A 17,352-nucleotide genomic window follows, 5' to 3' on the forward strand; every position below is an offset into this window, starting at 1 on the left:
GCGCGCCACCCGGGACCAGAGCGCAGTCGGCGAGACCGAGCCGACCGGGGACGCACAACAAGTCCCCGGCGCGGCGGCGCGGCGACAACGGTGGGGCTGTCATGTCGGACTCCTCAGTGGCAGGTTGCCGGCGATGGGTTGATGAGCGTCAGTGCTCAAGGGCGGTTTGAGTCCTGCGCGGGTCGATGGCCGCGGCCAGCACCGCATCGGTCAAGCTGCCCGTCCGGAACAGTTCGGCGCCGACTTGGGCCAACGCCGGCGCCATCTGAATGCCGTAACCTCCCTGGCCGACGAAGCTGAACAAGGCCGGCTCGTTCGGATGCGGGCCGACGACCGGGGCCCGGTCCGGGGCAAACGTCCGCAGTCCCGCCCAACTGGTGCGCACACTGCGCAATCCCAGCCTGGTCACGGCGTTCACCCGCTCCAGCACCGAGGCGACGTCGAGTGGATCGGGCTTGACGTCGCCGGGCGGCACCTCCGTCTCATCGCACGGCGACAGCAGGAGTGCCCCGCCCTCGGGCTTGAAATACCAGCTCTCCGCGGCGTCAGCCACGACTGGCCAATCAGCCGGAATCGGGCGCGGAGAGCGCGCGATCACCACCGTGCGCCGCCGCGGGGACAGTCCATACCCGGCACCGGCACACAACTCGGCCACCTCGTCCCCCCACGCCCCCGCGGCGTTGACCACCACGTCGGCGACCCACCTCCGGCCGTCCGAAGTCCGTGCCTGCCACTGTGACTTGATCCGGTCGGCGCCGACCAGCCGGGCTCCCGTGGCGATCTGGCCGCCGCGTTGCCGAAGTACCCCCGCATAGTAGGAGTGCAGAGCACTGACATCGATATCCCGCGCGTCTGCGTCGAACGCGCACGCGATCATGCCGTCCGCCCGCAGCATGGGACACAGCACCCGCGCCTGATCCGCGCTCAACGTGGTCATCGTCGGCCGGGCGGCTACGAGAGCCGCCAGAGCGGCGGCACTCGACTCGTCCCACGCGGTGAACAATCCGCCCCGGGGGGTCAGCGGCGCGGGGACCCCGGGCAGCATCGACAGCCGGACGAACTCCGCTTCACTGCGCTGGGTCAGCTCCCTCACAACGGCGGGACCGTACCCGGCCAGAAACAACGCAGCCGACCGCCCCGTACTGTGCACAGCCAGCGACCGCTCAGCCTCGATGAGCACCACATCGTGCTCGCGCGCGAGTTCACAGCCCAACGACACACCGGCCATACCCCCACCCACGACAAGAACCCGCTGACGTGTCATGCCACGATTCTCCAAGTCATGGCCCCCACCAGGCTTGTGCGTGGAGCGAAAATCGCGGCTCCCCGCATCAGCACTCTCGACAAGCCCCCGCTGGTGGCCACCACCGCCGGCCGGCAACCCGGCGCCCGCGATGCGGTCGACGTGGTCGCCGCGTTCGGCCCGCTGGGCGGGGGTGAGGGTGTCGTCGGCGACGACGTAGGAGGGACCGATCCGGCCGCCGGGCATCAGGACCCGATAGATCTCGGTGAAGACGGCCTGCTTGTCGGTGGACAGGTTGGTGACGCAGTTGGAGATGACCACGTCGACCGGCGCGGCAAGAAGGGGAATCGCCTCGATGCCGCCCTTGAGCAGCTCGACGTCGGTCGCGTCGGCCCTGTTCCGGTCGGCCGGCGCGAGGCCGAGCATCTTCTTGGCCATGTCCAGCCCGTACGCCTTCCCGGTCGGGCCGACGCGGCGAGGGGAGAGTTGGACGTCAGTGCCGCCCCCGGAGCCGAGGTCCAGGACCCGCCCGCCTTCGTTCAGGTCGGCGACGGTGGTCGGGTTCCCGCAGCCCAGCGACGCGGCGACGGCCTCGGCCGGGAGGGCGTCGCGGTCGCCGGGACAGCGGAAGCGGGCATCGGCATGTCCGCCCAGACCCCGACGGTCCTGACCGTCGAGGCCGTCGAGGCCGTCGAGGCCGTCGAGGCCGTCGAGGCCGTCGAGGCCGTCGAGGCCGTCGAGGCCGTCGAGGCCGTCGAGGCCGTCGAGGCCGTCGAGGCCGTCGAGGCCGTCGAGGCCGTCGAGGCCGTCGAGGCCGTCGAGGCCGTCGAGGCCGTCGAGGCCGTCGAGGCCGTCGAGGCCGTCGAGGCCGTCGAGGCCGTCGAGGCCGTCGAGGCCGTCGAGGCCGTCGAGGCCGTCGAGGCCGTCGAGGCCGTCGAGGCCGTCGAGGCCGTCGAGGCCGTCGAGGCCGTCGAGGCCGTCCGAGCGTCCGACGTGGTGATCACCATGGGCTGCGGCGGCGCCTGCCCCGTCCTCCCTCGCAAGCGGTTCCTCGATCGGAGGCTCGACGACCCGGCCAGGCAGGGCGTGGAGGCGGTCCGCCCGATCCGGGATGAGATCGAACGACGCGTCCGCGCCTGCTCGGCGCACTCCAGCCACGCTGACGCCACCCGTGGCAGAGGGGGATCCGGACACCGCCGCCGCTCGCCCGGGCCCACCAGTTCAAGGAGGCCGCGCCCGAGACGCCCGTCATGCTCACCGTGCACGAGCGCAAGCGCCTCGCGCCCGACGCCGCCGGGCTGATGACGCTGTCCGCCGGGCTCCAGGCCGGAGGCATCCAGCTCGAACCCCTCACCGGCCCGCTCACCGGGATCTACGAGCCCAACGGCATGGGCGCCAGGTTCTTCGCCCGCCCTCGGACACTTCCCCGTCCGAATCATCACCAACGGCGCCGCCGACCGCACCGTCCACGGCTGGATCGCCGACGAACACAGCCGCTCCACCGTCAAGAACAGCCTTCCGGCCCTCGTACGCGTCATGGAACAAGCCAAACCGCCCCCGGACACCACCGCCAGACCAACCGGTCCCCACCCGGTCCCCACGAACGACGGAAAGGCGGTACCGGATTTCTCCGATACCGCCTGCGACCTGCGAAAACGCTGGTCGGGACGACAGGATTTGAACCTGCGACCCCTTGACCCCCAGTCAAGTGCGCTACCAAGCTGCGCCACGTCCCGATCCGCGCTGACCTGGGGTTTCCCCTGGCCGAACGCGCATGAGAACAATACCGCACTTGAAGCGGTGGTCACGAACCGCTTTCCGCGCGCGGCGGGCTTGACCTCAAGCTTGCTTCATGTTGCAGCGTGGGCGCATGACCAAGACATCGAGCAGATCGAGCGGGACGTCCGAGTACCAGGATCTGAACCGGCTGCTGGCCCTGATGACCGGCGACGAGAAGCACGGGCCCGCCGCGACCTCCACCCTCGACACGCTCTGGGTGCTCTACGACCGGGTCCTGCGGGTGACGCCCGGGACCGTCGGCGCACGTGACCGCGACCGCTTCCTGCTCTCGAAGGGGCACCGGGCCGATGGCGTACTACGCCGTGCTCGCCGCCAAGGGGTTCCTGGCCGAGGAGCTGCTCCCCGGGTTCGGTTCGTACGACTCGCCCCTCGGCCACCACCCCGACGGGACGCTGCTGCCCGAGGTCGAGATCGGCAGCGGCTCGCTCGGGCACGGGCTGCCGCTCGCCGTGGGGACCGCGCTCGGGCTGCGGGCCCAGGGCCTCTCCCGCCCCCGGGTGTGGGTGCTGATCGGTGACGCCGAGCTGGACGAGGGCAGCAACCACGAGGCCGTCGCCTTCGCCGGGCCCGCCGGGCTCGGGCAGCTCCACACCGTGGTGATCGACAACGGCTCCGCCAGCCACGGCAGGCCCGGCGGGATCGCCGCGCGGTTCGAGGCGGCCGGCTGGTCGGTACGGACCGTCGACGGCCGGGATCACGAGGCGTTGCACGAAGCCTTCACCGCATCGCACGAGGGCGTTCCCCTGGCGGTCGTGGCCCAGGTCGAGCCCAAGTCATGAGCCTCGGCGCGTCCATACGTACAGAAATCACGGACTCGTCGGGCACCCCGGTCCGTCACGAATCACCACGAACTTCCGGAGTTGTTTCCATGGACACCATGCGGGAACGGTTCATCGCCACCACCTCCCGGCTGCTCGACGAGGACCCGCGCCTCGCGGTCGTGCTCGCCGAGATCAGCAGGGACGGCTTCACCCGGGCCGCGCGCCGCCATCCGGACCGGGTGATCAACGTCGGCATCCGTGAGCAGCTGCTGATCGGGGTGGGCGCCGGGCTCGCCCTCACCGGGCTGCGGCCGGTCGTGCACACCTTCGCGAGCTTTCTGGTCGAGCGGCCCTTCGAGCAGGTGAAGCTGGACTTCGGGCACCAGGGCGTGGGCGGTGTGCTGGTGAGCGCGGGTGGCTCGTACGACTGGCCGGCCGGTGGTCTCACCCACATGTCGCCGGGCGACGTGGCGCTCATGGACACCCTGGACGGCTGGCACATCCACGTCCCCGGCCATCCCGACGAGGCCGAGACCCTGATCCGGCGCGCCGCCGCCGGGGACGGCCGCGACTACGTGCGGCTGTCCGAGCAGAGCAACGCCCGCCCGACGCCGCTCACCGGGCCGGGATTCCGGACCGTGCGCGAAGGGCGCGGCGGGGTGGTGATCGCCGTGGGACCGATGCTGGACAACGTACGGGCAGCGACGGAGGGGCTGGACACGACGGTGCTGTACGCGACCACCGTGCGGCCCTTCGACGGTTCGGCCGTACGCCGCGCCGTGGCGGCCGGAAACGCGGCGGACGTGGTGATCGTGGAGCCGTACCTCGCCGGGACGTCCACCGCCGCCGCCAACGACGCCCTCGCCGACACCCCGCACCGGGTGCTCGGGCTGGGGGTGGCGCGGCGTGAGCTGCGGCGGTACGGGCAGCTCCACGAGCATGTGGCCGCCCAGGGCCTCGACCCGGCGTCACTGCGCGAGCGGATCTCGGCGTTCCTGGGGCACTGAGCCTCGGGCACTGAGCCTCGGGCACTGAGAGGGTGCGCCGGGGTGGCCCGTCGCCGGGAACGTCGGGGAGCGTCTTCCGGTCCGCCGGGGGAACCTGTACGGGAGCCGTGCCGCCGTCTCCGACGGGAGCACGCGTACGGGCACGGGTACTCGCACAGGTACGGGCACAGGTAGGGAGTCAGCCATGAACGCCAGCGGTGACCTGCTCATCGACGCCTTCGGTCGTATCCGCGAGGTGGTGCACGACGTCGTCGCGGACCTCACGCCGGAGGAGCTGGCCACCCGACTGGACGACGGGTCGAACTCGGTCGCCTGGCTCGTCTGGCACCTCACCCGGATCCAGGACGACCACGTCTCGGACGCCGCGGGGACCGAGCAGGTGTGGACGTCGGGCGGCTGGGCCGGGCGGTTCGAGCTGCCGTTCTCCCATGGGTCGACCGGGTACGGCCACTCCCCCAAGGACGTCGCCAAGGTCGCCGGCGTCACGGCTGACCTGCTCACCGGCTATCACGACGACGTCCACGACCGCACCGTCGAGTATCTCGGCACCCTCAAGGTCTCCGACCTCGACCGGGTCGTGGACGACGCGTGGATCCCGCACGTCACCCTGGGGGTCCGGCTGGTCAGCGTCATCTCCGACGACCTCCAGCACGCCGGACAGGCGGCCTTCATCCGGGGTGTGCTGGGGCGACGACGGTAGAAGGCGTACGGGAGGCGGGGAGCGACGGAGCCGTACGGGCGGCCGGGACGACAGCCACGTCGGGAGCCGTCGGAGCGCCCTCGCACGCCCCGCCCAACGGCGTGTCCGGCAGGTACGAGAGCAGCTCCCGCGCCGCCGGGCCCGTCCGCCGGTCCTCCGGGAGCGCCACCGAGACCTCCCAGGAATGGTCCTCCGCGCCCGTCAGCGGGACGGTCCGCAACACGGCTGCCTCCTTCTTGCGGGCGACCGGCCGGGGAACCACCGCGATGCCGAGGCCGTGACCGACCAGCTCGATCAGACTGTGCACGTCGTTGACCTCCAGGGCGACCCGCCGGGCCGTACGGGCGGCGGCGAAGGCGCGGTCGTTGAGGCCCCGGGCTCCCCAGTCCTCGTGGAAGTCGACAAAGACCTCGCCGCCGAGGTCCGCCCAGCCGACACCGTCCGCCCCCGCCAGGGGATGGTCGGGATGGCAGAGCAGCACCATCGGTTCACGGGCCAGCGGTACGAGCCTCACCCCGTCGGGCGCGGGTCCCGACAGGGCGACGAACGCCAGGTCGAGCCGCCCCTCCGCCACGTCCTCGACCAGCGCGGCCGAGCCCGCCTGCCGGAGCCGTACCTCCACATCGGGGTGCTCGGACCTGAACCGGGCGAGCAGTCCCGGCACGTGCACGCCGGTGATGCACTGCTCGGTGCCGACCACCAGCGTGCCGCGCAGGAGGCCCTGGACCGCCGCGACCGCCTCCTTGCCCGCGCGTACGCTGGCGAGCGCGCGGTGCGCCTCCACCAGGAGCGCGCGCCCCTCGCCGGTCAGCTCGACGCGGCGGGTGCTGCGTACGAACAGCGGGGCGCCCAGCTCGCGCTCCAGGGCTCTGACGGAGGCGGAGAGTCCCGACTGGGAGACCATGAGCCGGTGGGCCGCTCGCGTGAAGTGACGTTCCTCCGCGACGGCGACGAAGTATTCGAGATGCCTGAGTTCCACGATTCAGAAGCGTACGTGCTGAATGTGTTCGCTTTCTTCTGTTGGACGCGCCGGTGGAACGGTTGCCAAGGTGTGTACGTCCCGCCGGAACCGGCGGGACCCGCAGCAGAAGGGCTCCCCCACCATGAAGACTCGCCGCATCGGGACCGTCGACGTCAGCGCGATCGGTCTGGGCGGTATGCCCCTGTCCATCGAGGGCCGGCCGGACGAGACCCGTTCGGTGGCCACGGTCCACGCGGCGCTGGACGCCGGTGTGACGCTGATCGACACCGCTGACGCCTACCACCTGTACGCCGACGAGGTCGGGCACAACGAGTCGCTGATCGCCAAGGCGCTCGCGTCCCACGACCGGGGCGGCGAGGTGCTCGTCGCCACCAAGGGCGGCCATCTGCGTCCAGGGGACGGTTCATGGACGCTGGACGGCTCGCCCGAACACCTCAAGGCGGCGTGCGACGCGTCGCTGCGCCGGCTGGGGGTGGAGGCGATCGGGCTGTACCAGTTCCACCGCCCCGACCCGAAGGTGCCGTACGCGGAGTCGGTCGGCGCGATCCGCGATCTGCTGGACGCGGGCAAGATCCAGCAGGCCGGCATCTCCAACGCGGATCCGGAGATGATCCGGCAGGCGAACGAGATCCTCGGCGGCCGGCTGGTCTCCGTACAGAACCAGTTCTCGCCCGCCTTCCGTTCCAGCGAGCGGGAGTTGGAGCTGTGCGCGGAGCTGGGCATCGCGTTCCTGCCGTGGAGCCCGTTCGGCGGCATCACGCGGGCCGGTGAACTGGGGTCCACGTTCGCCCCGTTCGCCCGCGTGGCCGAGGCGCACGGGGTGAGCGCGCACCAGGTCTGTCTGGCCTGGCTCCTGGCCAAGTCCCCCACGGTGATCCCGATTCCGGGCTCCAGCCGCCCGGCGACGGTCCGCGACTCGGTCGAGGCGGCCGATCTGACCCTGACGGCCGCGGAGTTGGCGGAGCTCGACGCGGCGTAGTGCCGTGCGGCGCGGTGAGGTGAGCGCCGCTTTCCATCGCCGGACGGGGCTCGTCAAGCCCGTCCGGCGATGCAGGACACGACGTGCGACCCGAACAACACCCCGTCCCGTCCGACCCATTGACCCCCTGTAATACCGCCACCTACGCTGTGCGACGTACTCCAGAAAGCGCTTTCTAACCCGCCGGCCCCACCAGCACCCGGGAGCGCCCATGAGAACCTCGCCGCCCTTTCTTGTGATCACCGCGTTACTGGCTCTCGTCCTCGGGCTCGGGATGGCCTCGCCGCCCGAGGCCGACGCGGCGCCGTTCCGCGTCCTGGTCTTCTCCAAGGTCACCAACTTCTCGCACGACTCGATCCCCGCCGGGGTCGAGGCCGTCAGGCAGCTGGGCACCGAGAACGGCTTCGAGGTCGAGGCCACCACCGACGCCACCGCCTTCACGACGGCCAACCTCGCCCGGTTCCAGGCGATCGTCTTCAACAACACCAACTCCACCCCGGAGAGCGGGGATCTGCTCGACGCCCCGCAGCGCGCCGCGCTCCAGGAGTTCGTCCGCGCGGGTGGTGGCTGGGTCGGTCTGCACGCCGCCTCCGCGAGCGAGCGCGACTGGGGGTGGTACGAGGGACTGGTCGGCGCGATCTTCGACAAGCACCCGGCCGTCCAGACCGGCCGCGTCAAGGTGCTCGACCAGGCCCACCCCTCCACCAAGGGGCTTCCCGAGCTGTGGGAGCGCACGGAGGAGTGGTACAACTGGCGCACCAATCCCACCGGCAAGGTCCACACACTCGCCCAGATCAAGGTGAACGACGGCATCACCGGTCTGGACGAGGGCGTCGACCACCCCTGGTCCTGGTGCCAGAACTACGACGGCGGGCGGTCCTGGTTCACCGCGGGCGGCCATGACGCGTCCGCCTTCCAGGAGGACGCCTTCCGCAAGCACCTCCTCGGCGGCATCCAGTGGGCGGCGGGCAACAAGCCGGGTGACTGCACGGCCACGAAGACCAGTTCCTTCCAGCGGACCGCGCTGGCCACGGAGGATCTGGCCGACCCCTTCGAGCTGGCGGTCGCGCCGGACGGCCGGGTGTTCTTCATCCAGCGCACCGGCAAGCTCAAGGTGATCGACCAGAAGACCCTGAAGGTCTCGACCGCCCTGGACTTCGCGTACACGCCGGAGATGACGAGCCAGTCCGACGGTCTCCTCGGCCTCGCGCTCGACCCGGACTTCGCGACGAACAACTGGCTCTATCTGCTGAATTCCGACAAGACCGAGAAACAGCTCAACCTGTCGCGCTTCACCGTGACGGGGAACACCGTCGAACCGGGCTCCGAGAAGCGGCTGTTGACCGTCCCGACCCAGCGCGACGAGGGCCGGGCCAACTCCCACATGGCAGGCTCGATCGCCTTCGACAAGAACGGTGACCTGTACATCGCGACCGGCGACAACACCGATCCGTTCGCCTCCGACGGCTTCACGCCGATCGACGAGCGCGAGGGCCGCCGCGCCTGGGACGCCCAGCGCACCTCGGGCAACACGAACGACCTGCGCGGCAAGATCCTGCGGATCACGCCCGAGGACGACGGTACGTACACGGTCCCGGAGGGCAATCTCTTCGCTCCCGGTACGGAGCAGACGCGCCCCGAGGTGTACGCGATGGGCATGCGCAACCCGTTCCGGATCACCACCGACCCGCGCAGCGGGGCCCTGATGGTGGCCGACTACGGTCCCGACGCGCGCGCGGCCGTCGCCGACCGCGGCCCGGAGGGGACCGTGGAGTACAGCAGGATCACCGAGCCGGGGAACTACGGCTGGCCGTACTGCACGGGCAACAACACCCCGTTCAACGACTACGACTTCGCCACCAGGACCTCGGGCGCGACGTTCGACTGCGGCAAGCTCGTCAACGACTCGCCGTACAACACCGGCCTGCGCGACCTGCCGCCGGCCAAGCCCGCGACCGTCTGGTACGCCTACTCCGCGTCGGCGCAGTTCCCCGAACTGGGCACGGGGGGCGCGGGGCCGATGAGCGGTCCCGTCTACGACTACGACCCCGCGAACCCCAACCCGGCCAAGTTCCCCGAGTACTTCGAGGGGAAGTGGTTCAACTACGAGCTGACCAGGACCTGGTTCAAGACCTTCTCGTTCCAGGAGAAGGACCAGACGTTCCAGGATCCGCGCTTCGCGCCGGTGAAGGCGGGCGATCTCCAGTCCATCAACGGCGTGTTCGCCGACATGAAGTGGAACCAGCCTTTCGACGCCGACTTCGGCCCCGACGGCTCGCTGTACGTCATCGACTTCGGGCTCGGCAGCGGTACGGGGCGGGGTGGCACCAACGAGGGCTCGGGCATCTACCGTATCGACCACGTCGGCGACAACCGGCTGCCCACGGCCAAGGCCACCGCGACCCCCGACAGCGGAGTCGCCCCTCTGAAGGTGACCTTCTCCAGCGCGGGTTCCGGTGTCCCCGGCGATCTGCCGGCCACCTACGCCTGGGACTTCGACGGGAACGGCACCACCGACTCCACGCAGGCGAATCCCTCCCATGTCTACCGGACCGACGGCCAGTTCACCGCGCGGCTGACGGTCACCGGGCCCGGCGGGCTGACCGCGAACTCCGTCCAGGACATCACCGTCGGCAACACCCGGCCGGTGGTGACCATCCAACAGCCACCGGACGGCGGGATGTTCAGCTTCGGCGACACCATCCCGTTCAAGGTGAAGGTGAAGGACCGCGAGGACGGGAAGACCGGCGAGGACGGAGCCATCGACTGCTCCCGCGTGGTCGTCCAGTCGCAGCTCGGGCACGACAGCCATCTGCATCCGCTGGACAACTACACCGGCTGCGCGGGCGAGATCGTGACGGACGCCGGGGACAGCCACGGTCCCGGCCAGAATCTCTACTACGGCATCACCGCCACGTACACGGACAGCGGGGCCGGTGACGTGCCCGCGCTGACCGGTTCGTCCGCGCTGACGCTGCGCACGACGTTCCGCGAGGCGGAGCACCGTACCGAGACCGGCGGCGCCAACGGCGGTGCGGTGACGGGCGATCGGGCGGACGCGTCGGGCGGCAAGCGGCTGACCGAGATCGAGGACGGCGACTGGATCGCGTTCTCCCCCGTCAACCTCAAGGGCATCACGTCCGTCACCGTGGGCGCGGCCTCGGGCGGGATCGGCGGGAAGATCGAGTTCCGTAACGGCTCACCGACCGGGCCGCTGATGGGCACGGTGACCGTCCCGAACACCGGCGGCTGGGGCAACGTCGTGTCGCCCAGCGTCAATCTCCGGCCGGTGGGCACCACCGTGAAGATGTACGCGGTGTTCGTCAACCCCGAGTGGTCGGCGGAGAAGGCGGACCTGTTCGCCGTGGACTGGCTGCACTTCAACGGCCCCGGGGTGGAGGCCAGACCGGCGACGAAGGTCACCGTGACGGCGGCGCCCGTGAGCGCCACCGATCCGCTCACTCTCCAACTCGGCAGCACGGTCACGCCGGCGGCGGGACGCACGATCGCCTCCTACCACTGGGACTTCGGCGACAACACGAAGGCGACGGGTACGGAAGGCCCGACCGCACGCCACACGTACGCGCGGCCGGGTCCGTACACAGCGCACCTGACCGTGACCGACGACAAGGGCGACACCACCACAGGCGCGGTCCGGATCGACGCAGGCGGAGAGGACAGTTGAGATGACCGGCACACGGCGTTCCTTCCTGGGCAGAGCGGTGGGTACGGCGGTGGGTCTGGCCACCCTGGGGGCAGGCACGGCGGCGGGTGCGGGGACGGCCTCGGCGGCCCCGACGTCCTCCGCCCCGGCGGCCTCCCGCCGGTGCGCACGCCGCATCCCGCCCTCCGGGATCGGCATGCACCTCTACACGATGCGCACGCCTCTCGCGACGGACTTCAAGGGCACGCTGGAGCGGCTGGCGCGGATCGGTTACGCGACGGTCGGCGTCAGCGGCAGGCACGGGTACAGCGCGGCCGACATCCGGCGGATGCTGGACGAGACCCGCCTCAAGGCGGTCCTCGAACACGTCGGGTACGGCACGGTCGCCGGCAGCGGTCTGCCGCAGGCGATCGAGGACGTCAGGACGCTCGGCGGGCGCTGGGTGGTAGTGCCCAGCCTGCCCGCCGAGCTGCACTCCCCGGCCGGATACCGGGAAGCGGCAAGGCAGTTGAACAAGGCGGGGCTCCTCGCCAGGGAGTCCGGGCTCAAGGTGCTCTTCCACAACCACGACGCCGACCACGTGGTGGTCGACGGGGAGAACCTGTACGGCATCCTGCTCAGGGAGACCGATCCCGACCTGGTCGGGTTCGAGCTGGACCTGTACTGGGCGGCGAAGGGCGGGGACGATCCGGGCCGGCTGTTCGTGGAACACCGGAACCGCTTCCCGGCGCTCCACGTGAAGGACATGGCGCCCAACGGCGGTTTCGAGGACGTCGGTTCGGGTGTCCTCGACTTCCCCGCCATGTTCGACACGGCGCGCGGCGGGGGTGTGAAGCAGTGGCTCGTGGAGCACGATTCCCCGCCGGACCCGTTTGTCAGCGCGCAGAACAGCTACCGCTACCTGTCCCGGCTGCGGTACTGAGCCCGCGCCAAGTCCCTTGTAGAAGAAGGTGGTCGGGCGGAGCGTCCCGCCCGGGTCCTCGGCGTGGCCGGGGACCACACCGAGCACGGTCCACCCCGCCGAGCGGTACAGCGTCTCGGCGGGGCTGTCCGTCTCCGTGTCGAGCAGCAGCAGGGTGATCCCGGCCTCGGCCGCCGCCGTTTCGGCGTCGGCCAGCAGGGCCCGGCCGAGACCACGGCCGCGCGCGTCGCGGTGGACCATGAGCTTGCGGATCTCGGCGCGGTGGCGGGCGTTGGGCTTGTCGGCGTACGCCACGGCGACCGTACCGAGGACACGCTCGCCGTCCCGGCAGATCCGTACGGACAGCTCCCCCGCCCGGACGGCGCCGGCCTGCGCCCGCCACCAGGCGAGGGCGGCGGTACGGTCCAGCGGGTGCAGGAAGCCGACGGAGGCGCCGCCCGCGACGGTGTCGACGAGGAGATCGGCGAGAGTTTCGAGCCGGTCGAGCAGCTCGTCGGCGCCGAGGGTTTCGCTGATGAGATCAGGGCGGACGCTCACGGCAGAACCACCACCACGGCATACCGGACCGGTTCCGGCCCGAGGCACCGGAAGCGTGTCGGCCCCCACAGCCGCATCCGCAGGCAGTCGCCCGCGCGCAGGGTGTGCGCCGTACCGTCCACCGTCATCTCGACGGAGCCGTCGAGCACCCAGATGTGCTGCTCCATGCCGGGCACGGGCGGCCGGTCGTACGACAGGTCCGCGCCCGGCGACAGTGTGCCCTCGACCATCTCGGCCCGCAGCCCCGCCTGCGGCGGCGACACCGACCGGCGTACGAAGCCGGAGGCCGCGTCGGTCCACACGGTCTGGGCGCCGGCCCTCACCAGGTGGGCGGGCTCCGTCTCCACCTCGCTGAGGAGCTGCGAGAGAGTACGCCCGTACACCGCGCAGAGCCGCCCGAGCAGCGAGGCGGTGGGACTGATCTCCCGCCGCTCGGCCCGCGACAGGGTGGAGCGACTGACACCACTGCGCCGCGCCAACTCCTCCAGCGACCAGCCCTGTTCACTCCGCAGCTCGGCCAGCCGCGCGGCAAGCAACACATCAACCCGGTCGGCCCCGGGTCCGGCATCCTCTTCTCTCACATCCGGGAGAATATCCCAGATCCGGGATTCCCTTCCGCAGGGGCCCCGTGCTCAGTCCGCCGCGGAGGCCGCGCCCAGCAACTCCCTGATCCTGGAAGCCGCTTCGCGGAACTCGGCGCGGCCCAGCGTCTCGGTGTAGTCGCGTTCCGCCGGCAGTCCCACGTCGATGATCTCGGTGACCGTCCCGGGCCGGGGGCTCATCACCACCACCCGGTCCGCGAGATAGACCGCCTCGGAGATGGAGTGGGTCACCAGCAGCACGGTGGTGCCCGTCTCGTGCCAGATCCGGTGCAGTTCGCGGTTCATCTGCTCGCGGGTGAGCGCGTCGAGCGCGCCGAACGGCTCGTCCATCAGCAGGACCGGCGGCTTGTGCAGCAACGCCCGGCACAGCGCCACACGTTGTTGCATCCCGCCCGACAACTCGTGCGGATACGCGTCCTCGAAGCCGGTCAGCCCGGTCATCTCGATGAGTTCGTCCGCCCGTCGGCGCGCCGCCGCGGCCGGCATCCGGCGCATCTCCGCCTGGAGCAGGATGTTCCGCCGGGCGCTGCGCCACTCCAGCAGCGCCGCCCGCTGGAAGACGTACCCGATGTCGGGGCGCGGGCCGTGGACCTCTTCGCCGTGCAGCCGTACGGACCCGGCCGACGCGTCGAGGAGGCCCGCGACCAGCTTGAGCAGCGTCGACTTGCCGCAACCCGAGGGGCCGACCAGGGCGACGAACTCCCCCGCCGCCACGTCGAGCGAGACGTCGCGCAAGGCGGTGACGTCGCGGTTCTTCGTACGGAAGCGGACGGAGACGCCGGACAGGCCCACCGCCGGCGCCGTACCGGCCGCGCCCGCCCCCGGCCGATTCTTGTCCGTCGCGCCCGTCTCGCCCGCCTTCCGCAGCGTCGCATCCGAGGCCATCGTCATCCCTTCAGCGCCGTGCCGCTGTCCCAGTACTCCGAAACCGCTTTCGGACTCTTCACCAGCCCGGCCTCGGCGAAGACGTCGATCGTCTGCTGCCAGTCGGCGTCGGTGTTCACCCCGGGCGCCTTGCCGTCGGTCGCGTCGGTGTGGAGCAGGGTCAGAGTCGTCTTGAACTGCTCCGACAGGACGGTGTGCGGCGGCAGTTGCTCCGACGCGCCGTGCATCGCGGCGATCGCGGGGCCGGGCGCCTTCTCCGCCGCCGCCCACGCCTCACTCACCGCCTGGGCCATCCGCCCGGCGAGTTCGCTCCTCCCCGAGAGGATCTTCTGGCCCGCGATGAGGCCGTTGGAGTAGAAGTTCAGGCCGTGTTCGGAGAAACGGAGGTACGACACCGGCTTCTTCGCCTTGTCCTGCATGGTCGGCCCCTGGTCGCTCGCGTACCCGAGCAGGGCGTCCGTCTTTCCCGAGATCACCGCGGCGATCTTGCCCGCCGGATCGGTGTTCTGGATCTTGACGTCCGACTCGTCCAGGCCGTTCTTCTCCAGGAAGATCGGGAAGGTCTTGCTGAGCGCGTCACCCGCCGTGCCCGCGATCGTCTTGCCCTTGAGGTCGGCCGGCGTGCTCACCTTCTGGTCCGCGAAGTACTGCACCGACGACGGTGTGGTCTGGAGGAACACTCCCAGGCTCTTCACCCTGACGCCCTGGTCGACCCCGCTGAGCAGCGCCGGGGTGTCCGCCCAGCCGAAGTCCGTCTGGCCCGCGCCGGTCGCCTGGACCGTCTTCTGCGAGCCCTGGCCGGCCCTGATGGTGAGGTCGATGCCGTGCTTCTCGAAGATCTTCTGCTGCTTCCCGTAGTAGAACGGCGCGTGTTCGCCGTACGGGTACCAGTTGAGCGTCAGCGTCACCTTGTCGAGCTTCTTGCCGGAGTCGCTGGTCGTGGTCGCCGGCCCGTCGTCGCCGCAGGCGGTGACGGTCGCCACGAGGAGCAGCGGTACGAGGCCGGTCATGAGTCTGCGCGCGTGCATGGCGAGGCCCTTCACTGGACGGAGTCGGGCGGATCGGTACGCGGTGGGGGAAGCAGCGGTGGGGGTGCGGGTACGCGTGTGGATCAGTACGCCGTACGGGTCAGAAGGCCGTGGTCGCGCCCACGTCCCGGCGGCTGGCATGCCAGGGCAGCAACAGCTTTTCGGCGATCTCGACCAGGACGAAGAGCACCACGCCGATCAGTGACATGACCAGCAACCCCGCGAAGAGCATCGGCGTGTCGAGGTTCCCGTTCGCCTGGAGGATCACATAGCCGAGCCCCTCGTCGGCCCCGACGAACTCACCGACGACCGCCCCCGTCACGGCCAGGGTCACGGCGACCTTGAGCCCGGAGAACAGGTGCGGCAGCGACGCCGGGAACCGTATCTTGACGAAGGTCTGCCACGGCTTCGCCCCCATGGTCGCGGAGAGTTGGAGCATCTCCGGGTCAACTGCCTTGAGCCCGGTGACCATCGAGATCACCACGGGGAAAAACGCGATGAGCACGGCGATCAGGATTTTCGGTGTGATGCCGAAGCCGAGCCACACCACGAACAGCGGGGCGACGGCGATCTTCGGCACGACCTGGGCGAAGAGCAGGATCGGGTACAGCGTCCTCTCGACGGTCGAGGAGTAGACCATCACCACCGCCGCGAGCACGCCCACCGCGACGGCGATGACAAAGCCGAGCAGGGTCTCGTAGGTCGTGACCCACGTGTGCTGCCAGAGGTAACTCGTCTTGCCGGTCAGGACGTCCAGGGTGGCGCCCGGCGACGGGACGAGGTACGGCTCCACCAGCTCGGCCGCCGCGATGACCCACCAGGCGGCGAAACAAGCGACCAGCAGGACGGCGGGCCGCCAGCCCGCGTCCACCACCCGGGCCAGCCGCTCACCCGCCCCCGGCCGGTCGCGCGCCGACACACCGGACACGCCGGACGCACCGGAAGCGCTCTTCGACCGACCCGGGCCGTCGCTCTGCACCTGACTCGGACTCGCGCTGGGAGACTGGCTCTGGCTCACAGTGAACTCCTCGGGTGATCCGGGCAGTTACAAGAGCTAAGCGCTTTCAGAAAGCGCTTTCTGGTACGGTGATCGCCACGCTAATGACTCTCCGTCCATACGGTCAATAGGTCGTCCCTAAATTCCGGGGGTCGAGTTGAGTGAACGGGAAGCACGCAGACCGGAACCGCTCGCCGCGCACGCCCATGTCACCCTCGACGCCGTCGCCCGCCGCGCCGGGGTCTCCCTGGCGACCGCCTCCCGGGCCCTGAACGGCACCACCCGCGTCCGCGAGGAACTGCGCCTGCGGGTACGGGCCGCCGCCGATCTCCTCGGCTACATCCCCAACGCCCATGCCCAGGCGCTGGCCGGCGCGGCAGGCAACACGGTCGGCGTGATCTGCCACGATGTCGGCGATCCTTACTTCGCCGCGATCGCCGGCGGGGTGATGCGGGCCGCCGCCGAGCAGGACGTGCTGGTGATGCTCGCCAGCACCTTCCGGGAACCGGCCAGGGAGATCGCGTACGTCTCCATGCTGCGCGCCCAACGGGCCCGCGCCATCCTGCTGATCGGTTCGGGCTTCGAGGACCGCGCCTGGGAACGCACCCTGGACGCCGAACTCGCCCCGTACGTCCGCGCGGGCGGCCGGGTCGCGATCGTCAGCCGGCACCGGAGCCTGCGCGCCGACGCCGTACTGCCGGAGAACAGAGGCGGGGCGGCCGCGCTGGCCCGCGCCCTACTGGCCCTGGGACACCGGGAGTTCGGCGTGCTGAGCGGGCCGCCCGCGCTCACGACGGTCGCGGACCGGCTGGCCGGGTTCCGCGAGGGACTCGCGGAGGCCGGGGTCACCCTGCGCCCGGGCGCCGTCGTGCACGGCGCGTTCACCCGGGACGGCGGATACGCCGCCGCCCAGGAGCTGTTGGCCGGAAACACCCTCCCCACCTGTGTCTTCGCGGTGACCGATGTGATGGCCGTGGGCGCGCTCGCCGCGTTCCGCGAGGCGGGCATACGGGTGCCGTACGACCTCTCGCTCGCGGGCTTCGACGACATCCCGCTCGTACGGGAGTTGACACCCCCGCTCACCACCGTCGCCCTGCCGCTCACGGAGATGGGCCGGCACGTCATCTCGCTCGCCCTGCGCGAGCCGCGCGGAACACGGGCCCGGGTGCTGCGGGTGGGCGGTGACGTGGTCCTGCGGGGCAGCACCGCGCCACCCCGCCCGACCGGCCTCCGCCAGTGATGCCC

The 17,352-nt window shown here is 70.7% G+C and carries 12 protein-coding genes, 1 tRNA gene and 4 pseudogenes; 8 read left to right on the forward strand and 9 right to left on the reverse strand.

All coding sequences use genetic code 11. The annotated features are described in order from the left end of the window. Positions 1–148: 148 nt before the first annotated feature. Both OG349_RS04775 and OG349_RS04780 read right to left on the reverse strand, forming a co-directional pair. Positions 149–1,264, reverse strand: coding sequence for an NAD(P)/FAD-dependent oxidoreductase (locus OG349_RS04775; protein ID WP_327238443.1), 1,116 nt, complete (start codon positions 1,262–1,264; stop codon positions 149–151). Positions 1,265–1,384: 120 nt separating this feature from the next. Continuing rightward, positions 1,385–1,858 (reverse strand): annotated as a pseudogene (locus tag OG349_RS04780) (methyltransferase domain-containing protein); the annotation flags it as partial. A gap of 345 nt (positions 1,859–2,203) precedes the next feature. Between OG349_RS04780 and OG349_RS34785 the strand changes: the two are divergent. Then, positions 2,204–2,377: pseudogene (locus OG349_RS34785) on the forward strand (phosphotyrosine protein phosphatase); the annotation flags it as partial. A 525-nt stretch (positions 2,378–2,902) separates the two neighbouring features. Here the strand turns inward: OG349_RS34785 and OG349_RS04790 are convergent. Further along, a tRNA-Pro gene (locus OG349_RS04790) sits at positions 2,903–2,979 on the reverse strand. A 134-nt stretch (positions 2,980–3,113) separates the two neighbouring features. Here OG349_RS04790 and OG349_RS04795 point away from each other — a divergent pair. The 3 genes and pseudogenes from OG349_RS04795 (at position 3,114) to OG349_RS04805 (ending at position 5,511) form a co-directional block, all read left to right on the forward strand. Further along, a pseudogene (locus OG349_RS04795) lies at positions 3,114–3,822 on the forward strand (transketolase). A gap of 89 nt (positions 3,823–3,911) precedes the next feature. Continuing rightward, positions 3,912–4,811 (forward strand): transketolase family protein, encoded by a 900-nt coding sequence (locus OG349_RS04800; RefSeq protein WP_327233394.1) that lies wholly within the window; start codon positions 3,912–3,914, stop codon positions 4,809–4,811. Between the two features lie 184 nt (positions 4,812–4,995). Further along, the gene (locus OG349_RS04805) at positions 4,996–5,511 is read left to right on the forward strand and encodes a mycothiol transferase (protein WP_327233395.1); all 516 of its coding nucleotides are present in this window, start codon (positions 4,996–4,998) and stop codon (positions 5,509–5,511) included. Here the strand turns inward: OG349_RS04805 and OG349_RS04810 are convergent. Beyond that, on the reverse strand, positions 5,480–6,490 hold the full coding sequence (locus OG349_RS04810) for a LysR family transcriptional regulator (protein WP_327233396.1): 1,011 nt from the start codon (positions 6,488–6,490) through the stop codon (positions 5,480–5,482). The two genes, OG349_RS04805 and OG349_RS04810, sit on opposite strands and share 32 nt — an antisense overlap. Positions 6,491–6,614: 124 nt before the next feature. On the opposite strand from OG349_RS04810, the gene OG349_RS04815 reads away from it, so the two are divergent. From OG349_RS04815 to OG349_RS04825, 3 genes are all read left to right on the forward strand, one after another. Then, positions 6,615–7,472, forward strand: coding sequence for an aldo/keto reductase (locus tag OG349_RS04815; protein WP_327233397.1), 858 nt, complete (start codon positions 6,615–6,617; stop codon positions 7,470–7,472). 211 nt (positions 7,473–7,683) lie between these two features. Then, positions 7,684–11,157 (forward strand): ThuA domain-containing protein, encoded by a 3,474-nt coding sequence (locus OG349_RS04820; RefSeq protein ID WP_327233398.1) that lies wholly within the window; start codon positions 7,684–7,686, stop codon positions 11,155–11,157. Between the two features lie 175 nt (positions 11,158–11,332). Then, positions 11,333–12,058 (forward strand): sugar phosphate isomerase/epimerase family protein, encoded by a 726-nt coding sequence (locus OG349_RS04825; protein WP_327238444.1) that lies wholly within the window; start codon positions 11,333–11,335, stop codon positions 12,056–12,058. Here the strand turns inward: OG349_RS04825 and OG349_RS04830 are convergent. From OG349_RS04830 to OG349_RS04850, 5 genes and pseudogenes are all read right to left on the reverse strand, one after another. After that, positions 12,059–12,574 (reverse strand): annotated as a pseudogene (locus tag OG349_RS04830) (GNAT family N-acetyltransferase); the annotation flags it as partial. A 17-nt stretch (positions 12,575–12,591) separates the two neighbouring features. Continuing rightward, a complete protein-coding gene (locus OG349_RS04835) occupies positions 12,592–13,176 on the reverse strand; it encodes a helix-turn-helix domain-containing protein (protein WP_327233399.1) in 585 nt (194 codons plus the stop codon). A 51-nt stretch (positions 13,177–13,227) separates the two neighbouring features. After that, positions 13,228–14,082: an ABC transporter ATP-binding protein gene (locus tag OG349_RS04840; RefSeq protein WP_442806201.1), complete on the reverse strand. Its 855-nt coding sequence runs from the start codon at positions 14,080–14,082 to the stop codon at positions 13,228–13,230. A gap of 2 nt (positions 14,083–14,084) precedes the next feature. Beyond that, positions 14,085–15,110 carry an ABC transporter substrate-binding protein gene (locus OG349_RS04845; RefSeq protein ID WP_327233401.1) on the reverse strand — a complete coding sequence of 342 codons (1,026 nt, stop codon included), beginning with the start codon at positions 15,108–15,110 and terminating at the stop codon, positions 14,085–14,087. A gap of 100 nt (positions 15,111–15,210) precedes the next feature. Then, positions 15,211–16,038 (reverse strand): ABC transporter permease, encoded by an 828-nt coding sequence (locus tag OG349_RS04850; RefSeq protein ID WP_442806363.1) that lies wholly within the window; start codon positions 16,036–16,038, stop codon positions 15,211–15,213. 226 nt (positions 16,039–16,264) lie between these two features. Between OG349_RS04850 and OG349_RS04855 the strand changes: the two genes are divergently transcribed. Then, positions 16,265–17,347, forward strand: a complete 1,083-nt coding sequence (locus OG349_RS04855; RefSeq protein WP_327233402.1) for a LacI family DNA-binding transcriptional regulator — start codon at positions 16,265–16,267, stop codon at positions 17,345–17,347. The last annotated feature ends 5 nt before the right edge of the window (positions 17,348–17,352 follow it).

Origin of the sequence: Streptomyces sp. NBC_01317 (genome assembly GCF_035961655.1) — a bacterium.
In the GTDB taxonomy this organism is placed as follows: Bacteria; Actinomycetota; Actinomycetes; order Streptomycetales; family Streptomycetaceae; genus Streptomyces.